Below are 11,929 nucleotides of genomic sequence, written 5' to 3'. Positions count from 1 at the left end.
CCTTGAATCCGACTAGCGTTTGCCTGGATTATTTTTTCAGCGATTGCGCGGCCTTGCGCGGGCCCTTGCGGGTACGTGCATTGGTACGCGTACGCTGACCGCGAAGAGGCAGACCACGGCGATGACGCAGGCCGCGATAGCAACCCAGATCCATCAAACGCTTGATGTTCATCGACAGTTCACGACGCAGATCGCCTTCGACGATGAACTTGGCGATTTCGTCGCGCAGCTTTTCCAGCTCGTTATCGTCGAGGTCCTTGACCTTTTTCGTGGTCGGCACACCCGTCGCTTCGCAAATTTGTTGCGAACGAGGACGACCGATACCATAAATTGCGGTCAGGCCGATTACGGTATGTTGATGGTTGGGGATATTCACCCCTGCGATACGTGCCATTCGTTATTCCTCAATCGATAACGTTAAATTAACCTTGGCGCTGTTTGTGGCGCGGTTCGGTGCAGATGACACGAATAACGCCTTTGCGCTTGATGATCTTGCAGTTGCGGCAGATCCGCTTGACTGATGCGAGCACTTTCATTTTTTGCCCTCTTTCCTACAGTTCTGATTCGTTCTAAAAATTACTTCGTGCGGAACACGATCCGCGCCCTGCTCAAGTCGTAAGGCGTCAGTTCCACCGTCACCTTGTCGCCTGGAAGGATGCGAATGTAGTTCATCCGCATCTTTCCCGAAATATGCCCGAGCACGACATGCCCGTTTTCCAGCTTGACCCTAAACGTTGCATTCGGCAGATTCTCGAGAATCTCGCCCTGCATCTGAATTACGTCGTCTTTTGCCATTCGTTCTCGCCTGTGTTCCGCTCTTATCGCGACGGAATGCCACCCTTGAAATTCGCCTTGCGCAGCAACGATTCATACTGTTGCGACATCACGTAATTCTGTACCTGCGCCATGAAGTCCATCGTCACGACAACGATAATCAGCAGCGACGTACCACCGAAATAGAACGGCACTTTCCAGCGCGCAATCAGGAACTCCGGCAACAAGCAAACCAGCGTAATGTACACAGCACCAGCCAGCGTCAGTCGCGTCAAAATCTTGTCGATGTAACGCGCCGTTTGATCGCCCGGACGGATACCCGGAACAAACGCACCACTCTTCTTCAGGTTGTCCGCCGTTTCCTTGCTGTTGAATACCAGTGCGGTATAGAAGAAGCAGAAGAAAACGATGGCAATCGCATACAGCAACGCATGAATCGGTTCGCCAGGCGCCATCGATGCCGCCAGATCCTTCAGAAAGCGAATAAAGCCGCTCGTCGTTTCACCCGACGTAAACCAGCTGGTGATCGTCGCCGGGAACAGGATGATCGACGATGCGAAGATCGGCGGAATCACGCCTGCCATGTTCAGCTTCAACGGCAGATGGCTGCTTTGGCCGCCATAAATCTTGTTGCCGACCTGACGCTTCGCATAATTCACCAGGATCTTGCGCTGACCGCGTTCGATGAACACGACCAGATACGTCACGATTGCCACCACCACGCAAATCAAAATCGCCGACAGCGTGCTCATCGAACCGGTACGTACCAGTTCGAACAAGCCACCGATCGCATTCGGCAAGCCTGCAGCGATACCGGCAAAGATGATGATCGAGATACCGTTGCCCAGACCGCGCTCGGTGATCTGCTCACCCAGCCACATCAGGAACATCGTGCCCGTCACCAGCGTGATCACGGTCGTCAGGCGGAACGCCAGACCCGGATCAAGTACCAGACCGACTTGCGACTCCAGTGCAATCGCAATACCCAAGCCCTGAAAGGTCGCCAGCAGCAAGGTGCCGTAACGCGTGTACTGGGTAATCTTGCGACGCCCCGACTCGCCTTCCTTCTTCAGCGCTTCCAGTTGCGGCGACACGACCGTCATCAACTGCATGATGATCGATGCCGAAATGTACGGCATGATGCCCAGCGCAAACACCGTGAAGCGCGACAACGCACCGCCGGAGAACATGTTGAACATGCCTAGGATGCCGCCCTGGTTTTGCTTGAACAACTGCGCCAGCTGATCCGGGTCGATGCCCGGAACAGGAATGTGCGCACCGATACGGAATACGATCAGCGCACCGAGCAGGAACCAGAGACGGCCCCACGGAAATCCGCTGGCCGAACCTTTGGCGAGCTGAGGAGCAGTAGCCAATGTTTACCCCGTTATCAGATTGCTTTACGCAACCGAACCGCCGGCTGCTTCGATCGCCGCTTTCGCGCCCTTGGTCGCGATCAGGCCTTTCAGCGCAACTTTCTTGCTGATTTCGCCCGATTGGATGACGCGCACGACACGTGCCAGCTCGGAAACCAGACCAGCTTGCTTCAATGCCAAGATGTCGATTTCAGCAACCGGCAAGGCTTGCAGATCCGACAGGCGAACTTCCGCCTTGAACGGCTTTGCCAGCGACTTGAAGCCACGCTTCGGCAGGCGACGCTGCAGCGGCATCTGGCCGCCTTCGAAACCAACCTTGTGGAAACCGCCCGAACGCGATTTCTGACCTTTGTGACCACGGCCAGCCGTCTTGCCCAGGCCAGAGCCGATACCGCGACCGACGCGACGCTTGGCGTGCTTGGCGCCGTCTGCAGGTTGAATGGTATTCAATTCCATGATTTTCTCCGTGCGCAAGCCAGGCTTACGACACCACTTTCACGAGATACGCTACTTTGTTGATCATGCCGCGTACTGCCGGCGTATCTTCCAGTTCGGAAACCGAATTGACGCGACGCAGGCCGAGACCGCGAACCGTCGCACGATGCGACTCGCGCGTGCCGATCAGACCTTTGACCAGTTTGACTTTGATCGTGTTTGCCATTGCGTTCACCTTAACCCAGGATTTCTTCAACGGACTTGCCGCGCTTGGCAGCAACTTCCGAAGGAGTGCTCATCTTGGACAAGCCGTCCAGCGTTGCACGCACCATGTTGTACGGATTGGTCGAACCGGTCGACTTGGCAACCACGTTCGTCACACCCATCACTTCGAAGATTGCGCGCATCGGACCGCCGGCGATCACGCCCGTACCGTCCTTGGCCGGCAGCATCAGCACCGACGACGCACCGTGCTTGCCGGTGACCGTGTGCTGCAGCGTGCCATTCTTCAAGGTGACTTTGATCATCTTGCGACGCGCTTCTTCCATTGCCTTCTGCACGGCGACCGGGACTTCCTTCGACTTGCCCTTGCCCATACCGATGCGGCCATCGCCGTCGCCAACCACTGCCAGTGCGGCGAAGCCCATGATGCGACCACCCTTGACCACTTTGGTCACACGGTTGACCGCGATCATTTTTTCGCGCATGCCATCATCCGGCTTTTCGCTTTGCATTTTCGATTGCATTTTTGCCATGACGATTCTTCCTTAGAACTTCAGACCGGCTTCGCGCGCAGCTTCAGCGACTGCCTTGATACGGCCGTGATAACGGAAACCGGAGCGATCGAACGCAACTTCGGAAATTCCTGCTTTCAATGCTTTCTCTGCGACACGCTTGCCGATCAGTGCAGCAGCGGCGGCATTGCCACCCTTGCCGGACTGGCCTGCCAACTCTTGACGCACTTCCGCTTCCAGCGTGGAAGCCGAAGCCAGCACCTTGGCATCCGGGCTGATGATCGTAGCGTAGATGTGCAGGTTGGTACGATGCACAGCCAGGCGATTGACCTTCAGCTCGGCAATCTTGGCGCGGGTTTGGCGGCCGCGGCGCAGACGGGATTGTTTCTTGTCCATCATCAACCCTTACTTCTTCTTGGTTTCTTTGAGCACAACCACTTCATCCGCATAGCGAACGCCCTTGCCCTTGTAAGGTTCCGGGGAGCGATATGCACGGACTTCAGCAGCCACCTGGCCAACACGCTGGCGATCGATACCCTTGATCAGGATCTCGGTCTGCGACGGCGTTTCCACTTTGATACCTTGCGGCATTTGGTGAACAACCGGGTGCGAGAAGCCCAGCGACAGGTTCAGCTTGTCGCCCTGTGCCGCAGCACGGAAGCCCACGCCAACCAGCGTCAGCTTCTTCTCGAAGCCCTTGGTGACGCCATTAACCATGTTGTTGACCAGCGCACGGATCGTGCCGGACATCGCATTGGCTTCGCGGCTGTCGTCGGCCGGCGTCACGTTCAGCGTGCCGTTGTTGTTTTCGATTTGCACCAGACCATTCAGCGCCTGGCTCAGGGAGCCCAGCGGGCCCTTGACCGTAATCTGCGTTGCAGAGATGGACGCTTCTGCGCCACTCGGCAGTGCAATCGGCATTTTACCTACACGAGACATCTTGCACTCCTTAAGCGACGTAGCAAATGACTTCGCCACCGACACCGGTTGCGCGCGCCTTGCGATCGGTCATGACGCCTTTCGGGGTCGACACGATAGCCACACCCAGACCGTTCATGACGCTCGGAATCTCATCCTTGCCTTTGTAGATGCGCAGACCCGGACGGGACACGCGCTCCAGGCGCTCGATGACCGGACGGCCGGCATAGTATTTCAGGCCGATTTTCAGCTCGGCTTTGCCGCCAGCTTCCGTCACTGCGTAATCTTCAATGTAGCCTTCGTCGCGCAGCACATTGGCGATGGCAATCTTGACCTTCGACGACGGCATCGCCACCGAGGTTTTCTGCACGCCTTGCGCATTGCGGATACGGGTCAGCATATCGGCGATAGGATCGCTCATACTCATTGCTTGTTCTCCTATTACCAGCTTGCTTTAGTCATACCCGGAATTTCACCACGCATGGCGATTTCACGGAGCTTGATACGGCCCAGACCGAACTTGCGGAAAGTGCCACGAGGACGACCAGTCAAATTGCAGCGATTGCGTTGACGCGTCGGATTCGCGTTACGCGGCAGAGCCTGCAGTTTCAGGCGTGCTTCGTAACGCTCTTCTTCCGATTTCGATTGGTCATCGATGATTGCCTTCAACTCGGCGCGCTTGCCTGCATACTTCTTTACCAGGGCTGCACGCTTTTGTTCACGGTTAATCAGTGCCAGTTTTGCCATGGCGACCTCAGTTTCTGAACGGGAATTTAAATGCGGCGAGAAGCGCTTTCGCTTCGTCGTCGGTCTTCGCAGTCGTCGTGATGCTGATGTTCATACCACGCAACGCGTCAATCTTGTCGTACTCGATCTCGGGGAAAATGATCTGCTCTTTCACACCGATGTTGTAGTTGCCACGACCGTCGAATGCACGACCGGACACACCACGGAAGTCACGAACACGCGGCAGCGCAACCGTGATCAGGCGATCCAGGAATTCGTACATCTGAGCGCCACGCAGCGTAACCATGCAACCGATCGGATAGCCCTCACGGATCTTGAAACCCGCGATAGCTTTACGTGCCTTGGTCACAACCGGCTTCTGACCAGCGATCTTGGTCAGATCGCCGACAGCGTGCTCGATCACCTTCTTGTCCGCAACCGCTTCCGACAGACCCATGTTCAGGGTGATCTTCAGGATGCGCGGCACTTCCATCACCGATTTATAGGCGAATTTGGAAGTCAAGTCGGCAACGACTTTTTCTTTATAGAATTGTTGGAGACGGGCCATGATCTATCAAACCTTCACAACTTCGCCGTTCGACTTGTAGACGCGGATTTTCTTACCATCCACTTCCTTGAAGCCAGCACGATCAGCCTTGCCGGTTGCCGCGTTGAACAACGCAACATTCGACACATGAATTGGCATCAGCTTATCGACGATGCCGCCGGTTGCACCCGTCATCGGGTTCGGCTTGGTCGCCTTCTTGGCGACGTTGACGCCTTCAACGACCAGGTATTCGGCATCCACACGACGTTGCACAACGCCGCGCTTGCCTTTGTCCTTGCCGGTCAAAACGATGACTTCGTCGTTTTTACGAATCTTATCCATCACGACTCCTTACAGCACTTCAGGCGCCAGCGACACGATCTTCATGAAGCGCTCGGTGCGCAGTTCACGAGTGACCGGGCCAAAGATACGGGTGCCGATTGGTTCCAGTTTTGCGTTCAGCAGAACTGCTGCGTTGCCGTCGAACTTGACCAGGGAACCGTCCTGGCGACGCACGCCCTTGGCCGTGCGCACGACAACTGCGTTGTAAATTTCGCCCTTTTTCACGCGACCACGCGGCGCAGCAACTTTGACCGTGACCTTGATCACATCACCGATGCTTGCGTAGCGACGCTTGGAGCCGCCGAGCACCTTGATGCACAGGACTTCACGAGCGCCCGTGTTGTCGGCTACTTCGAGCCGGCTTTCAGTTTGAATCATAGTGTTTTCTTTCCCAACTTAATCCGCCAGCACACAACGCACTTGCGGTCAGTCTTGGTCCCGGCAGTTCACCAGGAGCGAACTGATGGGGTGGACGATTGCTAATAACTTCGACTAGTACTTACTGCTACTGCTTGGCACTATCTACTGCCGCTCCCGCAATTCCAGGAACGAAGCCCGCCATTATCACACTGAAATGGCGGGCCTGCAACAACTAATTAGACAATCTGTGCCGTTTGCACGACACGAGTCACGCTCCAGGCCTTGGTCTTGGAAATCGGACGACCTTCCTGGATTTCCACAGTGTCACCAGCCTTGGCTTGATTACCTTCGTTATGCGCGTGGTACTTCTTCGAGCGCATGATGATCTTGCCGTACAGCGGGTGCTTGACACGATGCTCGATCAGCACGGTCACGGTCTTGTCCATCTTGTCCGATACAACCTTGCCAACCAGCGTGCGGCGGAGCGCTTGCTTTACCTGATCGTTCATTATTTAGCGTCCTTCTGGTTCATGACCGTTTTGACACGAGCGATGTCGCGACGCACTTTTTTCAGCTGCGACGTGTTGCTCAGCTGCTGCGTAGCCAATTGCATGCGCAGGCCGAATTGTGCCTTCAACAGATCATTCAGTTCTTTGGTCAAGGCCGCTTGGTCCTTGCCCTGGAGTTCAGATGCTTTCATGGTCACTCCCGATTATTGGCCGACTTGACGGACAACGAAAGTCGTCGCCAGCGGCAGCTTGGCAGCCGCCAGGCGGAACGCCTCGCGTGCCAGCGCCTCGTCGACACCGTCCATCTCGTACAACATTTTGCCCGGCTGGATTTCAGCCACGTAGTATTCCGGATTGCCCTTACCGTTACCCATACGGACTTCGGCCGGCTTGTTCGAAATCGGCTTGTCCGGGAAGATGCGGATCCAGATGCGGCCGCCACGTTTGATGTGACGGGTCATCGCACGACGCGCTGCCTCGATTTGGCGAGCGGTGATACGACCACGGCCGACTGCCTTCAGACCGAATTCGCCGAACGACACAGCCGTGCCGCGCGAGTGCGAAATGCCGGTGTTGCGGCCTTTTTGCTCTTTACGATATTTTCTGCGTGCTGGTTGCAGCATGATTATTCTCCTGCTTTCTCGGCCGGGGCGTCTTCCGGCTTCTTAGCGCGCACGCGCTTAGCTGCTGGACGGCTGCCTGGTTTTCCATCGTCACGACGCGGTGCACGACGCTTCTTGTCGTCGTCAGCCGGCGTATCGATGACCGGTGCTTCGCCGCTTGCGAGGCGATCGCCCTTGTAAACCCAGACCTTGATACCGATGATGCCGTAGGTCGTTTCCGCTTCACCAAAACCGTAGTCGATATCGGCGCGCAGCGTATGCAGAGGCACACGACCTTCGCGATACCACTCGGTACGTGCAATTTCGATACCGTTCAGACGACCCGACGACATGATCTTGATGCCTTGTGCGCCCAGACGCATTGCGTTCTGCATCGCACGCTTCATCGCGCGGCGGAACATGATGCGCTTTTCGAGCTGCTGAGCGATCGAATCGGCGATCAGTTGCGCATCGACTTCCGGCTTGCGGATTTCTTCGATGTTGACGTGTACAGGCACGCCCATCATCTTGGTCAGTGCCGACTTCAGCACTTCGATGTCTTCGCCCTTCTTGCCGATGACCACACCAGGACGCGAGCTGAAAATCGTGATGCGCGCGTTCTTGGCCGGACGCTCGATGACCACACGGCCGACCGATGCGTTCTTCAGTTTCTTCTTCAGGTAAGCGCGGACTTGCAGGTCTTCGTTGAGCATCGAAGCGAAGTTGCCGTTGCCGGCATACCAGCGCGAAGCCCAGTTACGCGAAACCGCGAGGCGGAAACCGGTTGGATGTATCTTCTGTCCCATCGCGACTCCTTAATTACCGACAGTCACGTAGATGTGACAGGATTGTTTCGAGATACGATCGCCGCGGCCTTTTGCACGAGCAGTAAAGCGCTTCAGGATCGGGCCCTTTTCGACGTAAATCGTTTTCACGAACAATTCGTCGATATCTGCACCATCGTTGTGCTCGGCATTCGCAATAGCGGATTCCAGCACCTTCTTGATGATCGCAGCGCCTTTCTTCGGGCTGAACTGCAGAATGTTCAGCGCAGCGTCAACTTTCTTGCCACGGATCTGGTCAGCAACCAGGCGACCTTTCTGATCCGACAGGCGTACGCCTTTGAGGATAGCTTTGGTTTCCATTATTTCTTCGCCTTCTTGTCAGCAGCGTGGCCCTTGAACGTACGGGTCAGCGCGAATTCGCCGAGCTTGTGACCAACCATGTTCTCGGAGACATACACCGGCACGTGCTGCTTGCCGTTGTGCACCGCGATCGTCAGGCCGATGAAATCCGGCATGATCGTCGAACGACGGGACCAGGTCTTGATCGGCTTCTTGTCTTTGTTCGCTTGCGCGGTTTCGACTTTTTTCACCAGGTGGGCGTCGCAGAACGGCCCTTTTTTCAATGAACGTGTCATGACTTATCCTTATTTCTTGCCGCGGCGCGAGACGATCATGGAAGTCGTGCGCTTGTTGCTGCGCGTCTTCTTGCCCTTGGTCTGCTGGCCCCATGGCGACACCGGATGACGGCCTGCGGCGGTCTTGCCTTCACCACCACCGTGCGGGTGGTCGATCGGGTTCATGACAACACCACGAACGGTCGGGCGGATACCGCGCCAACGCATTGCACCGGCCTTACCGATCTTGCGCAGGCTGTGCTCGGCATTGCCGACTTCGCCGACAGTCGCACGGCATTCGACGTGAATGCGGCGAACCTCGCCGGAACGCAGACGAACCTGTGCGTACGTACCTTCACGCGCCATCAGCACAACGCCGGCACCAGCCGTACGTGCTATTTGCGCACCCTTGCCAGGCAGCATTTCGACGCAGTGAATCGTCGTACCAACCGGGATGTTACGGATCGGCAGACAGTTACCAGCCTTGATCGGCGCTTCCGAGCCGCTCATCAGCTGATCACCAGCAACCACGCCCTTCGGCGCGATGATGTAACGACGCTCACCGTCCGCGTACAAGACCAGCGCGATGTTGGCCGTACGGTTCGGATCGTATTCGATACGCTCCACTTTCGCCGGGATACCATCTTTATTACGCTTGAAATCGATGACGCGATAGTGCTGGCGATGGCCACCACCGATATGACGCGTGGTGATGTGACCGTTGTTGTTACGACCAGCAGATTTCGATTGCGCTTCCACCAGGCCGGCAAACGGACGACCTTTGTACAGGTCGTTGTTGACGACCTTGACCATGCCACGACGGCCAGGCGAGGTCGGCTTGACTTTAACGAGTGCCATTATTTAGCCTCCTCGGTGAAATTGATTTCCTGACCGGGCTGCAGCGACACGAAGGCACGCTTGGTGTGGTTGCGACGACCGGTGAAACGACCGGAACGCTTTTGCTTGCCCATGCGGTTCGCAACTTGCACCGACTCAACCTGCACCTTGAACAGCAGTTCAACGGCAGCCTTGATTTCAGGCTTGGTTGCATCCGGTGCGACCAGGAAAACAACTTGTTCGTTTTTCTCGGCAACAAACGTTGCCTTCTCGGAAATGACCGGCGCGAGCAGCACCTTCATCAGGCGCTCATCGCTGAATTTCTGTACGGCGCTCATGCCAGCATCTCCTCAATCTTGGCCAGAGCCGGCTTCGTGATCAGCACTTTCTTGTAGAACACGAGCGAAACCGGATCGGCGTGGCGCGGTTCGCAAACCAGCACGTTCGGCAGGTTGCGGGCGGCCAGCAACAGGTTTTCATCGAGGTTATCGGTAATGACCAGAACCGAATCCAGACCCATGCCCTTCAGCTTCTGAGCCAGCAGTTTGGTTTTCGGCGCTTCAACCGACAGATTCTCGATCACGGACAGACGATCTTCGCGAGCCAGCTGAGACAGGATCGAGCAGACACCTGCGCGATACATCTTCTTGTTGACCTTGTGCGAGAAGTTTTCGTCAGGCGAATTCGGGAAGATACGACCGCCGCCGCGCCACAGAGGCGAGGACGACATACCGGCACGAGCACGGCCCGTACCTTTTTGACGCCATGGCTTCTTGGTCGTGTGCGCAACTTCTTCGCGATCCTTCTGCTTGCGATTGCCGCTACGCGCATTTGCCTGGTAAGCGACAACGATCTGGTGGATCAGCGCTTCGTTATAGTCACGGCCGAAAATCGTATCCGGCGCAGCAACGTTCGATGCAGCTTGACCTTGATCATTCAGGAGCTTGAGTTCCATGGATTAAGCCCCTTTCTTTGCTTTGACTTTGACAGCCGGGGACACGACCACTTGGCCGTTCTTCGCACCCGGAACTGCACCCTTGACCAGCAGCAACTGGCGCTCAGCGTCGATGCGAGCGATTTCCAGGTTTTGCGTGGTGCGGGTAACGTCACCCATGTGACCCGTCATGCGCTTACCCGGGAAAACGCGACCCGGATCCTGCGCCATACCGATGGAGCCAGGAACGTTGTGGGAACGCGAGTTACCGTGGGTAGCACGACCGGAACCGAAGTTGTAGCGCTTGATGGTACCGGCATAGCCTTTACCAATCGTCACACCTTGAACGTCGACTTTTTGGCCGACTTCGAACAGGCTGACGGACAGCGCGTCACCAACCTTGAGGGCAGCGGCAGCTTCAGCGGTGATACGGAATTCTTTGAGCATCGTGCCAGCTTCAACGCCAGCCTTGGCGAAGTGACCAGCAGCAGCCTTGTTGACACGGGAAGCACGGCGAGCGCCGAACGCAACCTGGACAGCCGAATAGCCATCGGTGTCAGGCGTTTTGATTTGCGTCACGCGGTTGTTAGACACGTCGAGCACGGTCACAGGAATCGAATCCCCGTCATCCGTGAAGATGCGCATCATACCAACCTTGCGACCCAAGAGGCCTTGGTTTTGGTTCATTTTTTCTCCATTCCCGCCTACGATTGGGCGGGGCTGATGTATTTGAGACTACAAACAACCAAAGGATTCCAAAAAAGGAACCCTCGGCGAAGCCGGCCATTATAACCGGCGATCAGGACTTCCACAATACCCAAACAACAGAGTGTTGATTTCAGTCCTGATTGCTGCGAAAAAACAACTCCGCGTATTACAAGCCTGTTACTGCAGCTTGATTTCCACGTCCACGCCGGCCGGCAGATCCAGCTTCATCAGGGCGTCGACCGTCTTGTCGGTCGGGTCAACGATGTCCATCAGGCGAACATGGGTACGGATTTCAAACTGGTCGCGCGAGGTCTTGTTGACGTGCGGCGAACGTAGAACGTCGAAACGCTGGATACGGGTCGGCAGAGGAACCGGACCCTTAACAACGGCGCCCGTACGCTTGGCGGTATCGACGATTTCCAGTGCGGATTGATCGATCAGGCGATAGTCGAATGCCTTCAGGCGGATACGGATCTTCTGGTTCGGAGCAGACTTCGGTGCTGTTGACATGATTTTTCCTTAAAGAGCGAGCCGCGGACCGAAGCCCGCGGCATGAACGACGGCGACGTTGGTCGCCATCAACTTGATACTTAGTCCATGATCTTAGCGACGACACCGGCGCCGACGGTACGACCGCCTTCACGGATTGCGAAGCGCAGACCTTCTTCCATTGCGATCGGGTTGATCAGTTGTACCGTGATCGACACGTTGTCGCCAGGCATGACCAT

The 11,929-nt window shown here is 56.2% G+C and carries 26 protein-coding genes; all 26 read right to left on the bottom strand.

Annotated features, from left to right (window positions below):
* Window positions 1-28: 28 nt before the first annotated feature.
* On the bottom strand, window positions 29-394 hold the full coding sequence (rpsM, locus tag ACO1VH_RS09620) for a 30S ribosomal protein S13 (protein ID WP_188421338.1): 366 nt from the start codon (window positions 392-394) through the stop codon (window positions 29-31).
* A 28-nt stretch (window positions 395-422) separates the two neighbouring features.
* Window positions 423-536 carry a 50S ribosomal protein L36 gene (gene rpmJ / locus ACO1VH_RS09615; protein WP_151449224.1) on the bottom strand — a complete coding sequence of 38 codons (114 nt, stop codon included), beginning with the start codon at window positions 534-536 and terminating at the stop codon, window positions 423-425.
* 40 nt (window positions 537-576) lie between these two features.
* On the bottom strand, window positions 577-795 hold the full coding sequence (gene infA / locus ACO1VH_RS09610) for a translation initiation factor IF-1 (RefSeq protein WP_005663428.1): 219 nt from the start codon (window positions 793-795) through the stop codon (window positions 577-579).
* Window positions 796-818: 23 nt separating this feature from the next.
* Window positions 819-2,150: a preprotein translocase subunit SecY gene (gene secY / locus ACO1VH_RS09605; protein ID WP_486244250.1), complete on the bottom strand. Its 1,332-nt coding sequence runs from the start codon at window positions 2,148-2,150 to the stop codon at window positions 819-821.
* Between the two features lie 24 nt (window positions 2,151-2,174).
* Entirely contained in the window at window positions 2,175-2,606 is a 432-nt protein-coding gene (rplO, locus tag ACO1VH_RS09600; protein WP_486244249.1) for a 50S ribosomal protein L15, read from the bottom strand.
* A 25-nt stretch (window positions 2,607-2,631) separates the two neighbouring features.
* A complete protein-coding gene (gene rpmD, locus ACO1VH_RS09595) occupies window positions 2,632-2,811 on the bottom strand; it encodes a 50S ribosomal protein L30 (protein ID WP_486244248.1) in 180 nt (59 codons plus the stop codon).
* Window positions 2,812-2,821: 10 nt separating this feature from the next.
* Window positions 2,822-3,340, bottom strand: a complete 519-nt coding sequence (gene rpsE, locus ACO1VH_RS09590; RefSeq protein WP_486244247.1) for a 30S ribosomal protein S5 — start codon at window positions 3,338-3,340, stop codon at window positions 2,822-2,824.
* 12 nt (window positions 3,341-3,352) lie between these two features.
* Window positions 3,353-3,715, bottom strand: coding sequence for a 50S ribosomal protein L18 (gene rplR, locus ACO1VH_RS09585; RefSeq protein ID WP_486244508.1), 363 nt, complete (start codon window positions 3,713-3,715; stop codon window positions 3,353-3,355).
* 9 nt (window positions 3,716-3,724) lie between these two features.
* The gene (gene rplF / locus ACO1VH_RS09580; protein ID WP_486244246.1) at window positions 3,725-4,258 is read right to left on the bottom strand and encodes a 50S ribosomal protein L6; all 534 of its coding nucleotides are present in this window, start codon (window positions 4,256-4,258) and stop codon (window positions 3,725-3,727) included.
* Between the two features lie 10 nt (window positions 4,259-4,268).
* The gene (gene rpsH / locus ACO1VH_RS09575) at window positions 4,269-4,664 is read right to left on the bottom strand and encodes a 30S ribosomal protein S8 (protein ID WP_188421351.1); all 396 of its coding nucleotides are present in this window, start codon (window positions 4,662-4,664) and stop codon (window positions 4,269-4,271) included.
* Window positions 4,665-4,678: 14 nt separating this feature from the next.
* A complete protein-coding gene (gene rpsN, locus ACO1VH_RS09570; protein WP_188421353.1) occupies window positions 4,679-4,984 on the bottom strand; it encodes a 30S ribosomal protein S14 in 306 nt (101 codons plus the stop codon).
* A 7-nt stretch (window positions 4,985-4,991) separates the two neighbouring features.
* Complete coding sequence (gene rplE, locus ACO1VH_RS09565) at window positions 4,992-5,531, bottom strand: 50S ribosomal protein L5 (protein ID WP_486244245.1); 540 nt, start codon at window positions 5,529-5,531, stop codon at window positions 4,992-4,994.
* A 6-nt stretch (window positions 5,532-5,537) separates the two neighbouring features.
* The gene (gene rplX / locus ACO1VH_RS09560; protein ID WP_486244244.1) at window positions 5,538-5,852 is read right to left on the bottom strand and encodes a 50S ribosomal protein L24; all 315 of its coding nucleotides are present in this window, start codon (window positions 5,850-5,852) and stop codon (window positions 5,538-5,540) included.
* A gap of 9 nt (window positions 5,853-5,861) precedes the next feature.
* Window positions 5,862-6,230 carry a 50S ribosomal protein L14 gene (rplN, locus tag ACO1VH_RS09555; RefSeq protein WP_188381164.1) on the bottom strand — a complete coding sequence of 123 codons (369 nt, stop codon included), beginning with the start codon at window positions 6,228-6,230 and terminating at the stop codon, window positions 5,862-5,864.
* 218 nt (window positions 6,231-6,448) lie between these two features.
* Window positions 6,449-6,721: a 30S ribosomal protein S17 gene (gene rpsQ / locus ACO1VH_RS09550; RefSeq protein ID WP_188421357.1), complete on the bottom strand. Its 273-nt coding sequence runs from the start codon at window positions 6,719-6,721 to the stop codon at window positions 6,449-6,451.
* Window positions 6,721-6,912 carry a 50S ribosomal protein L29 gene (gene rpmC, locus ACO1VH_RS09545; RefSeq protein WP_188421359.1) on the bottom strand — a complete coding sequence of 64 codons (192 nt, stop codon included), beginning with the start codon at window positions 6,910-6,912 and terminating at the stop codon, window positions 6,721-6,723. Before rpmC ends, rpsQ begins: the two co-directional genes overlap by 1 nt.
* A 12-nt stretch (window positions 6,913-6,924) precedes the next feature.
* Window positions 6,925-7,344, bottom strand: a complete 420-nt coding sequence (gene rplP, locus ACO1VH_RS09540; protein WP_175624651.1) for a 50S ribosomal protein L16 — start codon at window positions 7,342-7,344, stop codon at window positions 6,925-6,927.
* A 2-nt stretch (window positions 7,345-7,346) separates the two neighbouring features.
* A complete protein-coding gene (rpsC, locus tag ACO1VH_RS09535; protein WP_486244243.1) occupies window positions 7,347-8,129 on the bottom strand; it encodes a 30S ribosomal protein S3 in 783 nt (260 codons plus the stop codon).
* 9 nt (window positions 8,130-8,138) lie between these two features.
* Window positions 8,139-8,471: a 50S ribosomal protein L22 gene (gene rplV, locus ACO1VH_RS09530; RefSeq protein WP_188422352.1), complete on the bottom strand. Its 333-nt coding sequence runs from the start codon at window positions 8,469-8,471 to the stop codon at window positions 8,139-8,141.
* The gene (gene rpsS, locus ACO1VH_RS09525) at window positions 8,468-8,743 is read right to left on the bottom strand and encodes a 30S ribosomal protein S19 (protein WP_186911225.1); all 276 of its coding nucleotides are present in this window, start codon (window positions 8,741-8,743) and stop codon (window positions 8,468-8,470) included. The genes rplV and rpsS overlap by 4 nt, the downstream gene beginning before the upstream one ends.
* Window positions 8,744-8,752: 9 nt before the next feature.
* Window positions 8,753-9,580 carry a 50S ribosomal protein L2 gene (rplB, locus tag ACO1VH_RS09520; RefSeq protein ID WP_486244242.1) on the bottom strand — a complete coding sequence of 276 codons (828 nt, stop codon included), beginning with the start codon at window positions 9,578-9,580 and terminating at the stop codon, window positions 8,753-8,755.
* Entirely contained in the window at window positions 9,580-9,897 is a 318-nt protein-coding gene (rplW, locus tag ACO1VH_RS09515) for a 50S ribosomal protein L23 (RefSeq protein ID WP_486244241.1), read from the bottom strand. Before rplW ends, rplB begins: the two co-directional genes overlap by 1 nt.
* Window positions 9,894-10,514 carry a 50S ribosomal protein L4 gene (gene rplD, locus ACO1VH_RS09510; protein WP_486244240.1) on the bottom strand — a complete coding sequence of 207 codons (621 nt, stop codon included), beginning with the start codon at window positions 10,512-10,514 and terminating at the stop codon, window positions 9,894-9,896. The genes rplW and rplD overlap by 4 nt, the downstream gene beginning before the upstream one ends.
* Before the next feature lie 3 nt (window positions 10,515-10,517).
* Complete coding sequence (gene rplC, locus ACO1VH_RS09505; RefSeq protein ID WP_486244239.1) at window positions 10,518-11,180, bottom strand: 50S ribosomal protein L3; 663 nt, start codon at window positions 11,178-11,180, stop codon at window positions 10,518-10,520.
* A 198-nt stretch (window positions 11,181-11,378) separates the two neighbouring features.
* Entirely contained in the window at window positions 11,379-11,711 is a 333-nt protein-coding gene (gene rpsJ / locus ACO1VH_RS09500; RefSeq protein ID WP_012081250.1) for a 30S ribosomal protein S10, read from the bottom strand.
* Window positions 11,712-11,791: 80 nt separating this feature from the next.
* The coding region (locus ACO1VH_RS09495; protein ID WP_486244507.1) for an EF-Tu C-terminal domain-related protein at window positions 11,792-11,929 on the bottom strand (138 nt) is incomplete at its 5' end.

The organism is Oxalicibacterium sp. (assembly GCF_057353965.1).
The sequence above is the reverse complement of the archived record's forward strand: the minus strand, read 5'-3'. Positions and strand labels throughout refer to the sequence as shown.